General features: G+C 64.2%; 19 protein-coding genes and 1 pseudogene. 11 read left to right on the forward strand and 9 right to left on the reverse strand.

What is annotated here, in order from left to right; all coding sequences use genetic code 11:
* The first annotated feature begins 37 nt into the window (after positions 1-37).
* From RAD15_RS32225 to RAD15_RS32235, 3 genes are read left to right on the forward strand one after another with little or no spacing between them, the layout of a single operon-like run.
* A complete protein-coding gene (locus RAD15_RS32225) occupies positions 38-613 on the forward strand; it encodes a phosphatase PAP2 family protein (protein ID WP_458182467.1) in 576 nt (191 codons plus the stop codon).
* On the forward strand, positions 610-957 hold the full coding sequence (locus RAD15_RS32230) for a DUF3147 family protein (protein ID WP_458182470.1): 348 nt from the start codon (positions 610-612) through the stop codon (positions 955-957). Before RAD15_RS32225 ends, RAD15_RS32230 begins: the two co-directional genes overlap by 4 nt.
* Positions 957-1,445, forward strand: coding sequence for a DUF3147 family protein (locus RAD15_RS32235; protein WP_458182471.1), 489 nt, complete (start codon positions 957-959; stop codon positions 1,443-1,445). Before RAD15_RS32230 ends, RAD15_RS32235 begins: the two co-directional genes overlap by 1 nt.
* On the opposite strand, the gene RAD15_RS32240 is transcribed toward RAD15_RS32235, so the two are convergent.
* Entirely contained in the window at positions 1,442-1,609 is a 168-nt protein-coding gene (locus RAD15_RS32240) for a hypothetical protein (RefSeq protein WP_458182473.1), read from the reverse strand. The two genes, RAD15_RS32235 and RAD15_RS32240, sit on opposite strands and share 4 nt — an antisense overlap.
* A 172-nt stretch (positions 1,610-1,781) precedes the next feature.
* Between RAD15_RS32240 and RAD15_RS32245 the strand changes: the two genes are divergently transcribed.
* A complete protein-coding gene (locus RAD15_RS32245) occupies positions 1,782-2,030 on the forward strand; it encodes a hypothetical protein (RefSeq protein WP_458182475.1) in 249 nt (82 codons plus the stop codon).
* Positions 2,031-2,173: 143 nt separating this feature from the next.
* On the opposite strand, the gene RAD15_RS32250 is transcribed toward RAD15_RS32245, so the two are convergent.
* From RAD15_RS32250 to RAD15_RS32260, 3 genes are all read right to left on the reverse strand, one after another.
* Complete coding sequence (locus RAD15_RS32250; protein ID WP_458182476.1) at positions 2,174-2,392, reverse strand: hypothetical protein; 219 nt, start codon at positions 2,390-2,392, stop codon at positions 2,174-2,176.
* Positions 2,393-2,460: 68 nt separating this feature from the next.
* Positions 2,461-2,592, reverse strand: coding sequence for a hypothetical protein (locus tag RAD15_RS32255; protein ID WP_257787559.1), 132 nt, complete (start codon positions 2,590-2,592; stop codon positions 2,461-2,463).
* 116 nt (positions 2,593-2,708) lie between these two features.
* Positions 2,709-2,903: a hypothetical protein gene (locus RAD15_RS32260; RefSeq protein WP_458182477.1), complete on the reverse strand. Its 195-nt coding sequence runs from the start codon at positions 2,901-2,903 to the stop codon at positions 2,709-2,711.
* A 96-nt stretch (positions 2,904-2,999) separates the two neighbouring features.
* Here RAD15_RS32260 and RAD15_RS32265 point away from each other — a divergent pair, with 96 nt between their 5' ends.
* Positions 3,000-3,518, forward strand: coding sequence for a DUF4142 domain-containing protein (locus tag RAD15_RS32265; protein WP_458182479.1), 519 nt, complete (start codon positions 3,000-3,002; stop codon positions 3,516-3,518).
* A gap of 15 nt (positions 3,519-3,533) precedes the next feature.
* On the opposite strand, the gene RAD15_RS32270 is transcribed toward RAD15_RS32265, so the two are convergent.
* The gene (locus tag RAD15_RS32270) at positions 3,534-3,830 is read right to left on the reverse strand and encodes a hypothetical protein (protein WP_458182480.1); all 297 of its coding nucleotides are present in this window, start codon (positions 3,828-3,830) and stop codon (positions 3,534-3,536) included.
* A gap of 283 nt (positions 3,831-4,113) precedes the next feature.
* On the opposite strand from RAD15_RS32270, the gene RAD15_RS32275 reads away from it, so the two are divergent.
* Together RAD15_RS32275 and RAD15_RS32280 are read left to right on the forward strand one after the other, a co-directional pair.
* Entirely contained in the window at positions 4,114-10,404 is a 6,291-nt protein-coding gene (locus RAD15_RS32275; RefSeq protein WP_458182482.1) for a HAMP domain-containing protein, read from the forward strand.
* Between the two features lie 13 nt (positions 10,405-10,417).
* Positions 10,418-11,908 (forward strand): HWE histidine kinase domain-containing protein, encoded by a 1,491-nt coding sequence (locus tag RAD15_RS32280; protein WP_458182484.1) that lies wholly within the window; start codon positions 10,418-10,420, stop codon positions 11,906-11,908.
* Positions 11,909-12,003: 95 nt separating this feature from the next.
* Here RAD15_RS32280 and RAD15_RS32285 read toward each other — a convergent pair whose 3' ends face one another.
* Positions 12,004-12,255: a hypothetical protein gene (locus RAD15_RS32285; protein ID WP_458182486.1), complete on the reverse strand. Its 252-nt coding sequence runs from the start codon at positions 12,253-12,255 to the stop codon at positions 12,004-12,006.
* A 112-nt stretch (positions 12,256-12,367) separates the two neighbouring features.
* Here RAD15_RS32285 and RAD15_RS32290 point away from each other — a divergent pair, with 112 nt between their 5' ends.
* Positions 12,368-12,625, forward strand: a complete 258-nt coding sequence (locus tag RAD15_RS32290; protein ID WP_458182487.1) for a hypothetical protein — start codon at positions 12,368-12,370, stop codon at positions 12,623-12,625.
* 95 nt (positions 12,626-12,720) lie between these two features.
* On the forward strand, positions 12,721-12,966 hold the full coding sequence (locus tag RAD15_RS32295; RefSeq protein WP_458182489.1) for a hypothetical protein: 246 nt from the start codon (positions 12,721-12,723) through the stop codon (positions 12,964-12,966).
* Between the two features lie 87 nt (positions 12,967-13,053).
* On the opposite strand, the gene RAD15_RS32300 is transcribed toward RAD15_RS32295, so the two are convergent.
* Positions 13,054-13,263 (reverse strand): hypothetical protein, encoded by a 210-nt coding sequence (locus RAD15_RS32300; RefSeq protein WP_458182491.1) that lies wholly within the window; start codon positions 13,261-13,263, stop codon positions 13,054-13,056.
* Positions 13,264-13,281: 18 nt separating this feature from the next.
* Positions 13,282-13,499, reverse strand: a pseudogene (locus tag RAD15_RS32305) (hypothetical protein).
* 114 nt (positions 13,500-13,613) lie between these two features.
* Between RAD15_RS32305 and RAD15_RS32310 the strand changes: the two are divergent.
* Positions 13,614-13,808 (forward strand): DUF3072 domain-containing protein, encoded by a 195-nt coding sequence (locus tag RAD15_RS32310; protein ID WP_458182493.1) that lies wholly within the window; start codon positions 13,614-13,616, stop codon positions 13,806-13,808.
* 85 nt (positions 13,809-13,893) lie between these two features.
* Positions 13,894-14,178, forward strand: coding sequence for a DUF6496 domain-containing protein (locus tag RAD15_RS32315; RefSeq protein WP_458182495.1), 285 nt, complete (start codon positions 13,894-13,896; stop codon positions 14,176-14,178).
* Between the two features lie 6 nt (positions 14,179-14,184).
* Here RAD15_RS32315 and RAD15_RS32320 read toward each other — a convergent pair whose 3' ends face one another.
* Positions 14,185-14,547 carry a hypothetical protein gene (locus RAD15_RS32320; RefSeq protein ID WP_458182523.1) on the reverse strand — a complete coding sequence of 121 codons (363 nt, stop codon included), beginning with the start codon at positions 14,545-14,547 and terminating at the stop codon, positions 14,185-14,187.
* Positions 14,548-14,805 lie beyond the last annotated feature (258 nt).

Genomic DNA, 14,805 nt, shown 5'->3' on the forward strand with positions numbered 1-14,805 from the left:
GAAACCGTCACGAAGACAGCTCGCCAACAACGGACCAATGGCACTCGTAACAGTAGAACCAACCCGCGTCGATCATGCGATCGCCGACAAGATCGCCAACCACACCAATTCGGGGCTCGAGAATGCGGCCGAGGCGCTGACTTGGGGAGCCGACGAGCACGTGCTCATCGGGCTCGCCGCGGCCGGATGGCTCTACGCCCAATTGCGCCGGCCGGAGCAGCGTCCGGCTGCAACTCACCTCTTGCTGGTATCGCTGGCCACGGCCGTGCTCCCGCATGTCCTGAAATCAGTGTTCGATCAGACGAGACCGGATCGGCTGACGGCCATCGGCCACTGGCGCGGCATTCCCGTATCGGGACGATCCCAAGACGCATTTCCCTCCGGTCATGCCGTGCACATGGGCGCCCTCGCCTCGGCCGCTGGTCTGCTGCCGACAAGGCCGCGGCGCGTGGTTCGCGCTCTCGCAGTGGGGCTTTCCCTGACACGCGTTGTCCTGCTTGCTCACTGGGCGAGTGACGTGCTGGCCGGTTTCACTTTGGGCATCGCTGTCGAGCGGCTGCTTCGCCCGCTGACGCTGGCGCGGTCGCGCACGGTTTCGCGGGCACGGCGATGACGGAGTATCTCGTGCGCTTCATCGCGGGCGGCGTCATCGTCTCTGCCTTCGCAATCCTGGGCGACATGCTCAAACCGAAGAGCTTTGCCGGACTTCTCGGCGCGGCGCCGTCGGTCGCGCTGGCCACCCTCGGCATCGCCATCGTCCAGCATGGCGCGCAATATGCCGCGGCCGAAAGCTGGACGATGATCTATGGCGCAATCGCGCTTGCCTGCTACAGCTTCGCCGTCTGCCAGATGCTGATGAGGCTTCGTCTTGCCGCGCTGTCGGCCACGATCATCGCTCTGGCCGTATGGCTTGCCGTCGCCTTCGGCCTGCTTGCGGGTCTTGGAGGTGCCGCCTGATGCTGGTCAAGCTGTCTTCATCGGCTCTGAAACAGACTCGCTGGTACGAATACGCCGTTCGCTTCGTGCTGGGCGGTCTTGCGACGGTGCTGGCGGGCTTCGTCGGCTCGCATTTCGGCGTCTCGGTCGGCGGGCTCTTTCTCGCGCTTCCGGCCATCTTTTGCGCCAGCGCGACGCTGATCGAAAGCCACGAACGTCGGGCCAAGGAGAAGGCCGGTCTGAGCGGAGGCCGGCGCGGACAGCAGGCGGCGGCGCTGGATGCGGCAGGGGCGGCGCTGGGCAGCGTCGGCCTCGCGGGCTTCGCCGCAGTCTTCCACGTCACAGTGGAAGCAAGCGTCGCATTTGCTTTCATCGCAGCGTTGACGGTTTGGGCTATAGTTTCCGTGTCGACCTGGTGGCTCAGGCGCAAGCTTCGCATCGTCTCCCGCAAACCGCGCCGATCAGCCCATTTGCCATCGGAAAAGGACTCTCCCTTCGCGAAGCCCTAGCTTGCTTCCGCATCCGTGGAAGACTGCAACTCCGGCGGCCGGAGGCCCGGGCTGTTGGCCCAGCGCTCCACATGATCGATGACCTTCTGATGACTCGGACGCACCGGCTTGGGCGCTTCGGGCTCGTCGGAAAGCTTGCGGGGTAACCTGACTTCGTCCGTCATGGCCTCTCTCCCTTTCCATGAGAATGCGCCACGGCGAAAGTCGTTTCAATATAACTTATTGATTTTGCTTGATATTTTTACTCATTTGGGGGCTTTCTCGACTCTTGTGGAACTCCCGCCAAGTTGGTTCGTTGAGTAACCTACTCAACCTACTCAATTTGCGTGATCGACCATGAACGACCTTCGCGCCGAGCGCCTTCAGGTCATGCTCTCGCCGGAAGAGTTGGCCGCTGTTGACAGTTTCCGGTTCAAACATCGCATGCCGACGCGAGCGGCAGCGGTCCGCGAACTCCTCAAGTTCGGACTGGCTGCCGCGGGCGTCGACGCCGCGGCCGGCGTGAAGTCAAGCAGCTTCGGCGTGTTTGGCCGCGGACCTGAGGGACATACTCAGGGAGATCCCGAGAACGGCACCGGGGAATGATCCACAGAAGCCATCCGTCAACAAAACGACCCCGGCACGGAGGGTGCCAGGGCCGTTCTTGGAGATTGCTTCCGGCGCACCGGGGGCATGACAACCGGAAGCAACCCGTCGACTCTTCGCGCGGGGATTCGTTCCTTGCAGATTCAGCCGCTCGGCGCGGCGCCCGAATCATCCGGCGTCATGCCGGAGCCGGGCGTCTTGGCATTGTCGTTCAGCTTGGGATCGCGCGTCGCCTCACGCGACGGCGAACCCTTCGGCTCCGTCCTGGAATCCGTCTTGTGCACGGTCTGCGCACGCTGCTTGTCGCTCGGTTGCTCTTCGGCGCGCTTGTCCTTGACGATGCCGTGGTGGGAATGGGCCATGATGTGCTCTCGCCTCTCGAGGTATCGAAGCGCTTACGCACCGCCACGTCGAATGTTCCGGCGTGACGCTAACTGTGCGCCGCATGGACCGCAGCCGATGCATTTTCCAGATGTACCTGCCGCACCGTCGTCACCGTCGCGAACGCGACCGAGACGCCAAAGGCGAGAATGAGTGAAAGAAGAGCCAGACGTGGAGCCATCGCAAAACCTCCTTCTGGAATCAAAAACCAAGCGATCGACTGTTCCCGATGATCCTGGATTGGTCGCCTGCCTTCCGTGAGCGGTCTCACACGCGGATTCACGAAAAAGAGAGCGCTTACGCTTCCCTCTTTGAAGGCGTGCGGACCCCGACGGGCGGGACTTCACCATCAAGCCAATCCTGCTCGTTGGCGAGCGCAGTCCACGCATCCGCCATGCGCGAAAAGCGTTTGTGAGCCGGCTGTCCTTCGGCCCGCTCGGCGAGCTGAAGACAATTGTCGGCGTTATCCCTGAAAATGTCAGACTGTTTCATCAACAAGAACTGGGGATGGAACTCCAGCGTCGCAACCGCCCCTTACCGCATCGTAACGTTCGGGGAACCAGGTGCACCATCGGCGATTGGAGATGCATGCGGAATCTTGGCGCAATAGTTCTGGCACTGGTCCTGGCATTCGCCACCACGGCGTTCGCCGACAGCACCGGCGAACGACGAGGCGACCGCGCACCGACGGCAACCGAAGTCATCAGCGGCCTCTACGCGTTCGGCCGCTTCCAGCAGGGCCTTCTTGAGAGCACCGACCTCAAGGGCAATGCGGAGATCAAGAACCTTGCCGCTCTGCGCGCCGAAGAAGCCGCCAAGCGCGACAAGACATTGAAGCAGATTCAGGAAGCGATCGGTACCGAGCCGCGAACCACCAAGGCGTCGTCTGCCGGCGCGAGCCTCGCCGAGCCCGAAACTTCGGAGGGCCCGACTTACGTCAGAAGCTTTTATGCCGCGCAGATCCCCGAATATGCCTCCGCAATTGCCCTGCTCGAACGCTATCTGAAGGCGCCCGACAATGCGGCGCTGGCAGCGTTCGCGCGCGGACAATTGCCGGCGTTGCGCTCGCAGGTGAAGGACGCCGAGCGCACCATGGCGGACAAATAGCCGCTCTTGCTTGTCTTACTTGTCGTTGGGATGATGTTGCTGGCTCTCCGGCCGCACGGTGCGGTCGCTCTCCGGCATCCTGTCCCTGCCGGCATCGCCATTGTCATCCTTGCCGCCCGAGCTCGAGGTGCCGCTGCCGCTGGGGTTCGACCGGGTGGCCGCGCCCGTGGTCGGCGTTTCCGCGCGCGGGGTGGCCGAGCTTGCGGCGGGATCGCCGGACACGGCCCCGCGACCGCTGGGCGAACCACCCTGCGCGAGCAGAGGTCCGGCGGCAAACAACAAGACGGCCAACGCGGCAAATCCTGCTTTCATATGAGCTCTCCCTGTCTTTGCGGGCTAACCGACAGGGCCGGCGCTCCGTTCCGAAGGGCGGGGTGCGCGGGGGCACGAAACGGGGCGGCGGACCACGGATGATTTTTCCGACCTCGTTTGGAACCAATCCGATTGCCCCTCGTTAATTTGGCCGGGCTGAGCAAAGCAGGTTCCATTTCCTCGCGCCGCAACCTTGGCGCTTGATTTCGAATTGGGCTGACGCTCTATTTTGACCAATCGCGTCGTGCCTCAGGATTCGGCCGACGCCTGCGGGGGAATCAGTATGAGCGACCTCGATCCCGGAACTGCATCACGCTCCGGTCGTCGCGTCCCAAAGCCAAAAACCAACGGTCTCTCGGAGCCGGATTCGCGGGCGGAATTGCTGCTCGCCTTGCAGGCCATGCGCAGCGGCGACTTCTCCGTGCGGATGAGCGGCGACTATCTCGGCATCGACGGCAAAATTGCCGACACTTTTAATGAAATCATCGCCGCCAACCAGCGCATGGCGCAGCAGCTCGAACTGGTCGGCCAGGTGGTGGGCCGCGAGGGCAAGACGCGCCAGCGCGTGAAGTTCGGCCTCGCCAGCGGCTCCTGGGCCGACATGGAAGGCTCCGTCAACACCCTGATCGACGACCTGCTCTGGCCGACACGCGAAGTGACCCGCGCGGTCGCGGCGGTCGCGCAAGGCGACCTGCTCCAGACCGTCAAGCTCGACGTCGACGGCCGGCCGCTGCGCGGTGAATTCCTGCAGTCGGCGACCATCGTCAACACCATGATCAAGCAGCTCGGCGTGTTCACCTCCGAGGTGACGCGCGTGGCGCGCGAGGTCGGCACCGAAGGCAAGCTCGGCGGCCAGGCCCAGGTGCCGGAAGTGACCGGCGTCTGGAAGGATCTGACCGAGAGCGTCAACTCGATGGCGAACAACCTGACCAACCAGGTTCGTAACATCGCCGAAGTGACGATCGCGGTCGCCAACGGCGACCTCTCCAAGAAGATCACGGTCGACGTCCGCGGCGAGATCCTTCAGCTCAAGGAAGCCATCAACACGATGGTGGACCAGCTCCGCTCCTTCGCCTCCGAAGTGACGCGCGTGGCGCGCGAGGTCGGCACCGACGGCAAGCTCGGCGGCCAGGCGATCGTGCCCGGCGTCGCCGGCACCTGGAAGGATCTCACCGACTCCGTCAACGCGATGTGCGGCAACCTGACCGCGCAAGTGCGCAACATCGCCAACGTCACCACCGCCGTGGCGCGCGGCGACCTGTCGCGCAAGATCACCGTGGACGTGCGCGGCGAAATTCTGGAGCTCAAGGACACCATCAACACCATGGTGGACCAGCTCAACTCTTTCGCCTCGGAAGTGACGCGCGTGGCGCGCGAGGTCGGCACCGAGGGCAAGCTCGGCGGCCAGGCCCAGGTGCCCGGCGTCGCCGGCACCTGGAAGGACCTCACCGACAACGTCAACTTCATGGCGTCGAACCTGACCGCGCAGGTCCGCAACATCGCCGACGTCGCGACCGCCATCGCCGGCGGCGACCTCTCGAAGAAGATCACGGTGAACGTCTCGGGCGAGATCCTTCAGCTGAAGGAAACGCTCAACACCATGGTGGACCAGCTCAACGCCTTCGCCGGCGAAGTCACGCGCGTCGCGCGCGAGGTCGGCACCGAAGGCCGGCTCGGCGGTCAAGCCAACGTGCTCGGCGTCGCCGGCACCTGGAAGGACCTGACGGAAAGCGTCAACTCGATGGCGTCGAACCTGACCGCGCAGGTTCGTAACATCGCCGAGGTGACGACGGCGGTCGCCGGCGGCGACTTGTCGAAGAAGATCACCGTGGACGTGCGCGGCGAGATCCTGGAGCTGAAGGACACCATCAACACCATGGTGGACCAGCTCAACGCCTTCGCCGGCGAAGTCACGCGCGTCGCGCGCGAGGTCGGTACCGAAGGCAAGCTCGGCGGCCAGGCCCAGGTGCGCGGCGTCGCCGGCACCTGGAAAGACCTGACCGACAGCGTCAACTCGATGGCCTCGAACCTGACGGGCCAGGTTCGTAACATCGCCGAGGTCGCGACCGCGGTCGCCAAGGGCGACCTGTCGAAGAAGATCACGGTGAACGTGTCGGGCGAAATCCTTCAGCTGAAGGAAACGCTCAACACAATGGTCGATCAGCTCAACGCCTTCGCCGGCGAAGTCACGCGCGTCGCGCGCGAGGTCGGCACCGAGGGCAAGCTCGGCGGCCAGGCCCAGGTGACGGGCGTCGCCGGCACCTGGAAGGATCTCACCGACAACGTCAACTCGATGGCGGGCAACCTCACCGCCCAGGTCCGCAACATCGCCGAGGTCGCGACCGCCATCGCCGGCGGCGACCTCTCGCGCAAGATCACCGTGGACGTGCGCGGCGAGATCCTTCAGCTCAAGGACACGCTGAACACGATGGTCGACCAGCTCAACCGCTTCGCGGGCGAGGTGACGCGCGTCGCGCGAGAGGTCGGCACCGAAGGCCGCCTCGGCGGCCAGGCCAACGTGCCCGGCGTCGCCGGCACCTGGAAGGACCTCACCGACAGCGTGAACTCGATGGCGGGCAACCTCACCGCCCAGGTCCGCAACATCGCCGAAGTGACGACCGCCGTGGCGCGCGGCGACCTGTCCCGCAAGATCACAGTGGACGTGAAGGGCGAAATCCTCGAGCTGAAGAACACCATCAACACCATGGTGGACCAGCTCAACGGCTTTGCCGGCGAAGTGACACGCGTGGCGCGCGAGGTCGGCACCGAAGGCAAGCTCGGCGGCCAGGCCGAGGTGCCCGGCGTCGCCGGCACCTGGAAGGACCTCACCGACAACGTCAACTTCATGGCCTCGAACCTGACGGCCCAGGTCCGCAACATCGCCGAGGTCGCGACCGCGATCGCCGGCGGCGACCTCTCGAAGAAGATCACGGTGGACGTGCGCGGCGAGATCCTGCTGCTCAAGGACACGCTCAACACGATGGTGGAGCAGCTTCGCTCCTTCGCCGCGGAAGTGACGCGCGTCGCGCGCGAAGTCGGCACCGAAGGCCGGCTCGGCGGTCAGGCCGTCGTGCCCGGCGTCGGCGGCACCTGGAAGGACCTTACCGACAACGTCAACCTGCTCGCGGCGAACCTCACCACGCAAGTCCGCAACATCGCCGAAGTCACCACGGCCGTGGCGCGCGGCGACTTGTCCCGCAAGATCACCGTGGACGTGAAGGGTGAAATCCTCGAGCTGAAAAACACCATCAACACCATGGTGGACCAGCTCAATGCGTTTGCCGGCGAGGTGACGCGCGTTGCCCGCGAAGTCGGCACCGAGGGCGAGCTCGGCGGCCAGGCGCAGGTTCCTGGTGTGGCCGGCACCTGGAAGGATCTCACCGACACCGTCAACTTCATGGCGGCGAACCTGACGGAACAGGTCCGCGGCATCGTCAAGGTGGTGACCGCGGTCGCCAACGGCGACCTCAAGCAGAACCTCACCGTCAAGTCGAAGGGCGAGGTCGCAGCGCTCGCCGACACCATCAACAACATGACCGAAACGCTCGCGACCTTCGCCGATCAGGTGACCTCGGTGGCGCGCGAGGTCGGCGTCGAGGGACGATTGGGCGGTCAGGCCGACGTGCCCGGCGCCGCCGGCACCTGGAAGGACCTCACCGGCAACGTCAACCTGCTGGCGGCCAACCTCACCTCGCAGGTGCGCGCGATCGCTGAAGTGGCGACCGCCGTGACCAAGGGCGACCTGACGCGATCAATCCAGGTCGACGCCCGCGGCGAAGTCGCCGAGCTGAAGGACAATATCAACACGATGATCACGAACCTCCGTCTGACGACGGACGTGAACACCGAGCAGGACTGGCTGAAGACCAACCTCGCCAAATTCACCAACATGCTCCAGGGCCAGCGCGATCTCGCCACCGTCGGCCGGCTGCTGCTGACCGAGCTGTCGCCGCTGGTGAACGCCCACACCGGCGTGATCTATCAGGTCGAGAACGAGGACAATCCGCAGCTCCTGCTGCTCGCCTCCTATGCCGGCGACGGCGCCTATCCCTATCAGCGCGTGCTGCCGTTCGGTGACGGCCTGATCGGCCAATGCGCGCTCGACAAGCGGCCGCGTGTGATCGCCGACATCCCGCCCGACGTGGTGCCGATCAACTCGGCGCTATTCCGTGTCGCACCGAAGAACCTCGTCGTGCTGCCGGTGCTGTTCGAAGGCCAGGTCAAGGCGGTGATCGAGCTCGCCTCGCTCACCTCGTTCACGACCTCGCAGATGACGTTCCTGGAGCAGCTCACCGACTCCATCGGCATCGTGCTCAATTCGATCGAGGCGACGATGCAGACCGAGGGCCTGCTGAAGCAGTCGCAGCAGCTCGCCGGCGAGCTCCAGACCCAGCAGCGCGAATTGCAGCAGACCAACGACCAGCTCGAACAGAAGGCGCAGCAGCTCGCGGAGCGCAACGTCGAGGTCGAGCGCAAGAACCAGGAGATCGAGCAAGCCCGCCGCGCGCTGGAGGAAAAGGCGACCGAGCTTGCGCTCACCTCGAAGTACAAGTCCGAATTCCTCGCCAATATGAGCCACGAGCTCCGCACGCCGCTGAATTCGATCCTGATCCTGGGCCAGCAGCTCACGGACAATCCGGACGGCAATCTCTCCGCCAAGCAGGTCGAGTTCGCCCGCACCATCCACGGCGCCGGCACCGACCTCTTGAACCTCATCAGCGACATTCTCGACCTTTCCAAGATCGAGTCCGGCACGGTGACGGTCGACGCGGAGGAAATCCTGACCGCGAACCTGCTCGAAACCGTCGGCCGACCGTTCCGGCACGAGGCCGAGAACCGCAATTTGTCGTTCAAGATCGACGTGGACCCGAACCTCGCGCGCAGCATCGTCACGGACTCCAAGCGCCTGCAGCAGGTCTTGAAGAACCTACTCTCCAACGCCTTCAAGTTCACCGCCGAAGGCGAAGTGCGCCTGAAGGTCGTCGCCGCGGTCGGCGGTTGGGGCATGGATCACCCGGTGCTGAACTCCGCGCCGGCGGTGATCGCGTTCGAAGTGTCCGATACCGGCATCGGCATCCCCCTAGAGAAGCAGAAGCTGATCTTCGAGGCGTTCCAGCAGGCGGACGCCGGCACCAGCCGCAAATACGGCGGCACCGGCCTCGGCCTTGCGATCAGCCGCGAGCTCGCCAGCCTGCTCGGCGGCGAGATCCATCTGCGCAGCTCGCCCGGCAAGGGCTCGTCCTTCACGCTCTACCTGCCGCTGAAATATTCCGGCCCGACGCTCGCGCCGCGTCCCGCGCCCCAGCAACACGGCCAGCCGCCGGCGCTGCAACCGGCCGCCCCCGAGCAACCGCGGGTCATCGAGCAGATCCCTGACGACAGGCTCAATCTCGAGCCCGGCGACAGCATCCTGCTCATCGTCGAGGACGACCCGCATTATGCGCGCATTCTTGTCGATCTTGCGCGCGACAAGGGCTTCAAGGTCCTGGTCGCCGCGCGCGGCGCCGAAGCACTGGAACTGGCCAAGCAATATCAGCCGCGGGCCGTCTCGCTCGACGTGTTCCTGCCGGACATGCTCGGCTGGACCGTGCTGAGCCAGCTCAAGCACAACCCGCTGACGCGCCACATTCCCGTGCAGATCATCACGCTCGACGAGGACCGGCAGCATGCGCTGGCGCGCGGCGCCTTCTCCTTCGTCAACAAGCCGACGACGACCGAGGGCGTCTCGGCCGCGCTGAGCCAGATCAAGGAATATGCGCGTCCCAGGCGCAAGCGACTCCTGATCGTCGAGGACAACGAGGCCGAACAGCTCTCGATCCGCGAGCTGCTGCATCACGACGACATCGAGATCGTCGCGACCGACACCGGCGCCGGCGCGCTCTCGACGCTGCGCGAAGCACCCTGCGACTGCGTGGTCCTCGACCTCAGGCTGCCCGACATGAGCGGCTTCGAGGTGCTGGATCAGATCCGCAACGACGAGGCGCTGTCCAACATCCCGGTCGTCGTTTTCACCGGGCGCGAGCTTTCGGCGGAGGAGGATGCGGAACTCCACACCATGGCGCGCAGCATCGTGGTCAAGGGCGTGGAATCGCCGGAACGCCTGCTCGATGAGACCGCTCTGTTCCTGCACCGCGTGATCACGGAACTGCCGGTCGAGAAGCAGCGCATGCTGGAGAAGCTGAACAGTTCCGACGAGGACCTGATCGGCAAGACCGCACTGCTCGTCGACGACGACGCCCGCAACATCTTCGCGTTGTCGAGCGTGCTGGAGCGACGCGGCATGAAGGTGCTGACGGCCACGACCGGTCGCGAAGCGGTGACGCTGGTCGGATCCAATCCGGAAATCGCGATCGTGCTGATGGACATCATGATGCCGCAGATGGATGGCTATCAGACCATCGGTGTCATTCGCGAAAACCCGGCCTTCGCCCGCCTTCCGATCATCGCGCTGACCGCCAAGGCGATGAAGGGCGACCGGGAAAAATGCCTCGAAGCCGGCGCGTCCGATTACCTCGCCAAACCCGTCAACACCGATCAATTGCTGCTTGCGATCCGCATGTGGCTGCACCGCTGAGTTGGATCCGCGAATGGACCACGAAAAGGTCAACATCCTGCTCGTCGACGACCAGCCGGCCAAGCTGCTCGCCTATGAGGTGATATTGAAGGATCTCGGCGAGAACCTCGTGGTTGCCTCTTCGGGCCGCGAGGCGCTGGAGGTTCTGCTCAAGACCGAGATTGCGGTGATCCTGGTCGACGTCTGCATGCCGGAGCTCGACGGCTTCGAGCTCGCAGCGATGATCCGCGAGCATCCGCGCTTCCAGAAGACCGCGATGATCTTCATCTCGGCCATTCAGGTCAGCGACATCGACCGGCTGCGCGGCTACGAGATGGGTGCGGTCGACTACGTGCCGGTGCCGGTCGTGCCGGAGGTGCTGCGCGCCAAGATCAAGGTGTTTTCCGAGCTCTACCGCAAGACCCGCGAGCTCGAACGGCTGAATCAGGAACTCGAGGACCGCGTCCGCGCCCGCACGGCGGAACTGGAGAACTCCACCGCCAAGCTGCGCGAGAGCGAACAGCGGCGCAGCATGGCGATTGCGGCCGGCAAGATGGGATCCTGGGACTGGGACTGGATCAGCGGCGACTGGATGTGGGACGAGGGACAGTATCGCATCTTCGGCGTCACCCCGGAGAGCTTCGAGGTCACTCCGGCGAGCGTTCAGGCGCTGCTGCATGCGGATGACGTCGATCAGTTGCGCAAGGCGATCGCCGAGTTCAACAAGGGCACGCGTGCTTATGAGACGGAATTCCGCATCGTGCGGCCCGACGGCGAGGTGCGCTGGTGCGTCGGCACGGCGGCCGCAACCGTGGACGACAGCGGCCGCGTGGTGCGCGTGAGCGGCGTCACCGTCGACATCACCGAACGCAAGCGCGCGGAGGAACGGCAAAACCTATTGGCGCGGGAAGTCGACCATCGCGCCAAGAATGCGCTGGCGCTGGCGCAATCGATCGTGCGGCTGACCCGCGCGGACGAGGTCAAGGCCTATGTCAACGCCGTCGAGGGGCGCATCAATGCACTGGCGCGCGTGCACACGATCCTCTCGCTGTCGAGCTGGCAGGGCGCCGAGCTCTCGAAGCTGATCGACGAGGAGCTCGCGCCCTATTCGCTCGGCGGCCAGATCAGGCTGGCGGGTCCCGAAGTTCAGCTGCTGCCGACGACCGCCCAGACGCTGGCGCTGGCGCTGCATGAGCTTTTCACCAACTCGGCCAAGTATGGCGCGCTTTCGACGCGATCGGGGCGGCTGATGATCAGCTGGCAGGTCGAGGACGACCACCTCACCCTGATCTGGGAGGAGTCCGGCGGTCCGCTCGTGAGAACGCCGAAATCTCGCGGCTTCGGTACGCGGAGCCTGCTCGCGAGCGTCGAGTCCCAGCTCGGCGGCCAGGCGCAATTCGATTGGCGAGCCGAAGGCCTGTTGTGCCGCCTGGAGGTGCCGTTGACGCGCAAGACTGCGGCGACGGCGGCACCCGGCAAATTCGAGGCCGCCAGCTCCGCCGAATTGCAACGCGCATCCGGTTAGAGCATTTTGCAGCGAAGTGGCGGCCGGTTCGCGTCAAGAAGACACGTCACAGCAAGAATCCAGAGCTTCCGATTCGATGGGAGCGGAAAAAAGCTCTAGCCGGACGCCGCGCTCGCCATGCGCTGCTCCGTTCGCGGCTCGCGAGCGACGCGTCCTTCGAGCCAAGCCTCCGTTTGGGCGAGATCGCGCAGCGCTTTCGCATAGCGCCGGGCCGCGCTTCGCTCTGCCCCGCGCGGCAGCTTGCGCGCCTTACGCAGGATGTCTGCGGCGGCGTTGCGGTAGGCCAGCGAGCGGTAAAGAAAGACTACCTTACCCATGTCGAATGTTCCCGTGTTGATGGCCTTCATCCTCGCAAGCCCGGCATGAACGTCGGATGAAGCGGACGATGACAATTCCTTCACCCGCCTGGAACCAGAGGATATCGCGCGCGTTTGTATGCAAGATCGGGATGCAGTTCCCATGCGCACGAAAAAATCGTCCGACCTGATCTCTCCCAGCGGCCTCATCAAGTTACTGACGCATGCGCTGATGGGCGCGGCGCTCGGCCTCGCTTTCAGTCTCGCGCTCATTCTCTCCAATCCGGCCGTCGCCAACCTGCTGAATCACGGCGGAAGCCAGGCTGTTGTCGTCTTTGCCCTGACGCTGGTCACGACGTTCGCAATCGGCGCAACGCTCACGGGCGTCGTGTTCATTCTCGCAGAGGACAAGCAATCTTGAAGCGTGCGCGAAGCGCGGGAGCCCGCTTTGTTGGGAACTCCTGCGGCCAATGACGGTTGGCTGCCTGCGTCAATTTAACTCAGGGAGTTCCCCGCATGAAGACAACCAAGCTCGCTCTCGCCGTGATGTTGGCAACCGGCCTTGCCGCCGCGCCGTTCGCCGCGCAGGCCAAGTCGCACAAGGCCAAGCATGGGTCCTCGATGTCGACGTCATCGCAGACCACGGGTGCCAACACCAAGTCCACCAAGGGCGCGGATCCTTCCGGCCAGGGCGGTTCTGGCCCCGGCTCCGATCAGGGCGGCACCATGACGAACAAGAGCGGCATGAGCAACACCAAGTAGGCGCTCGCCGAAATTCTGCAGGGCCCCGCCATGGCGGGGCTCTTTACTTGAGATATTCGACATCATCGTTCGCATCGCGCGCACGCTTCAGCTGCGATGGCCGTCCGTGATGTCAGGATGACCGCCTGCCGGATTTGTCTTCACGAGATGATCGAGCCGTGCGCGCTTGCGTGCGATCAGGAGCTGGGCCGCAGCGTCGTCGAGTCCCTCGCGCTGCAACTGCCGGATGGCGGAGCCGAGTTCGAGAATCTCGGCGCGCAGTTTTAGAATCCGGTACGTGTTCGGGTCTTCCTCCACGGCACACTCCCAAAGGACTCAGCGGCGCGCGATCGCGCGCTCGGGATTGCCGACGTTCTTCACGAGGCGAAGGCGCGCCCGATGGCGGACATCAGGCAGGACGTCGCCGCCACCGGCCGCCATTCGCCGATCAGCAGGTTGATCTTCCGGCGCAGGTCCATCTGCGCCAGGGCCTTTTCCGTGCAGTCGCGATCGCGATCGACGAGGTCGCGCACCGACGCCTCGATATCGGCCATTTCCAGCCTCAAGGCGCTGATTTTACGTCGAATTTCATTAATTCTGTTGTCCATGGCTTGTTAGAACAAAATAAGAACATATAGTCAAGCCAGATTTCGGGACGGAGAGGTGAGATGCAGGTTCAGGGTAAATATGACGCCAGGGTTTTCCTGAGCGAGCAGATGACAAGGGCGCAGGGCCTCAGGCTGAAACGGCTGAGCGAAGAGGCGTATCAGCCCACGCAATATGCGCGGGACCTTTCCTTCACCGAGGCGGCGCGGCGCATTCGGGTGCTGGAAGACGAGATCGAGCTGGCGAACTCATTCTAGGCTGCCTTGCGCGTCCGGAACGTGGCGCGCGCTCTCGGAACCATGGCTGTGTCGGATGGTTCTCCTCGGCCAAGGGAGAACATGCATGGCACGCAAGGCAAAGAAACGCCGCTACTCGCGCAGCTCCGGCAGCGATGTCGAAAGCGAGATGCGGCGCTACAAGAAGGGCACGGCCAAGAGCGGCCGCAAAGGCCGTGGCGGACGCGTGAAGAGCCGCAAGCAGGCGATCGCGATCGGACTGTCGAAGGCCCGCAAGAAGGGCAAGAAGGTCCCGAAGAAGGCCTCGAAGCGGAAGAGCGCCAAAAAGAGCGCCAAGAAGAAGTCGTCGAAGACATCGTCGAAGCGCAAATCCTCCAAACGGTCGCGCTGATCTCCGTCAGATCATGCTGCCCGGCATGAAGCAGCGGATCGAAACCCCGAACGCGGTCTTCACCGGCCACACCATGGTGCGGCCGGCCCGGTTCGGCTCGGTGATGACGGCTTCATCCGGCACTTCGACCCATTCCCCATCGAGGCGTACGCGATAATGTCCGTTGTGCGATTCCCAATCGGGATCGGCGACGGCAAAACCATCCGCATCCGAGCAGCACGGACCGAGGTGACTGCGCAAGCTATCGAACCAGGGCTTCAGCGGTGAGTCGGCGTAGCGGCCGTCGTCACGCCCGAGGGCGTTACCGCCCCAAAGCACCAATGGCGCCACCAGCAGCACACGCCACAGCGAGAGCTTCAATCGATCCATGTCGGCACCGATCAAATGCGAACCGCCGGCCGAAGCGCCGGACGGTTCGGAGTTCCACGCTTGCAACCCGTCGCCGTGGCGGCTTCCTTGCCGCCGCATGTGCGACTCCGGAACTGTGATGACCGAACACGGCTTTTTCGGACGAACCGGGTCATCGTTCCTGCCGTTAACGAGAATGTTATCGGCAGGTTCGCGGGACTCCTGAGTGCGAACAGGAAAGGCGGCCCGAGGGCCGCCTTTTTGGACTTGCGTCGATCG

This window comes from Bradyrhizobium sp. 14AA (assembly GCF_054185205.1).

What these genes read in the sequence shown, in the direction of transcription:
- RAD15_RS32250 (WP_458182476.1), bottom strand. Translation starts at nt 2,392, where the DNA reads ATGGCCCATTCCCACCACGGCATCGTCAAGGACAAGCGCGCCGAAGAG.
- RAD15_RS32310 (WP_458182493.1), top strand. Translation starts at nt 13,614, where the DNA reads ATGCAGGTTCAGGGTAAATATGACGCCAGGGTTTTCCTGAGCGAGCAG.
- RAD15_RS32235 (WP_458182471.1), top strand. Translation starts at nt 957, where the DNA reads ATGCTGGTCAAGCTGTCTTCATCGGCTCTGAAACAGACTCGCTGGTAC.
- RAD15_RS32285 (WP_458182486.1), bottom strand. Translation starts at nt 12,255, where the DNA reads ATGAAGGCCATCAACACGGGAACATTCGACATGGGTAAGGTAGTCTTT.
- RAD15_RS32260 (WP_458182477.1), bottom strand. Translation starts at nt 2,903, where the DNA reads ATGAAACAGTCTGACATTTTCAGGGATAACGCCGACAATTGTCTTCAG.
- RAD15_RS32245 (WP_458182475.1), top strand. Translation starts at nt 1,782, where the DNA reads ATGAACGACCTTCGCGCCGAGCGCCTTCAGGTCATGCTCTCGCCGGAA.
- RAD15_RS32275 (WP_458182482.1), top strand. Translation starts at nt 4,114, where the DNA reads ATGAGCGACCTCGATCCCGGAACTGCATCACGCTCCGGTCGTCGCGTC.
- RAD15_RS32270 (WP_458182480.1), bottom strand. Translation starts at nt 3,830, where the DNA reads ATGAAAGCAGGATTTGCCGCGTTGGCCGTCTTGTTGTTTGCCGCCGGA.
- RAD15_RS32240 (WP_458182473.1), bottom strand. Translation starts at nt 1,609, where the DNA reads ATGACGGACGAAGTCAGGTTACCCCGCAAGCTTTCCGACGAGCCCGAA.
- RAD15_RS32295 (WP_458182489.1), top strand. Translation starts at nt 12,721, where the DNA reads ATGAAGACAACCAAGCTCGCTCTCGCCGTGATGTTGGCAACCGGCCTT.
- RAD15_RS32280 (WP_458182484.1), top strand. Translation starts at nt 10,418, where the DNA reads ATGGACCACGAAAAGGTCAACATCCTGCTCGTCGACGACCAGCCGGCC.
- RAD15_RS32230 (WP_458182470.1), top strand. Translation starts at nt 610, where the DNA reads ATGACGGAGTATCTCGTGCGCTTCATCGCGGGCGGCGTCATCGTCTCT.
- RAD15_RS32290 (WP_458182487.1), top strand. Translation starts at nt 12,368, where the DNA reads ATGCGCACGAAAAAATCGTCCGACCTGATCTCTCCCAGCGGCCTCATC.
- RAD15_RS32315 (WP_458182495.1), top strand. Translation starts at nt 13,894, where the DNA reads ATGGCACGCAAGGCAAAGAAACGCCGCTACTCGCGCAGCTCCGGCAGC.
- RAD15_RS32320 (WP_458182523.1), bottom strand. Translation starts at nt 14,547, where the DNA reads ATGGATCGATTGAAGCTCTCGCTGTGGCGTGTGCTGCTGGTGGCGCCA.
- RAD15_RS32255 (WP_257787559.1), bottom strand. Translation starts at nt 2,592, where the DNA reads ATGGCTCCACGTCTGGCTCTTCTTTCACTCATTCTCGCCTTTGGCGTC.
- RAD15_RS32265 (WP_458182479.1), top strand. Translation starts at nt 3,000, where the DNA reads ATGCGGAATCTTGGCGCAATAGTTCTGGCACTGGTCCTGGCATTCGCC.
- RAD15_RS32225 (WP_458182467.1), top strand. Translation starts at nt 38, where the DNA reads ATGGCACTCGTAACAGTAGAACCAACCCGCGTCGATCATGCGATCGCC.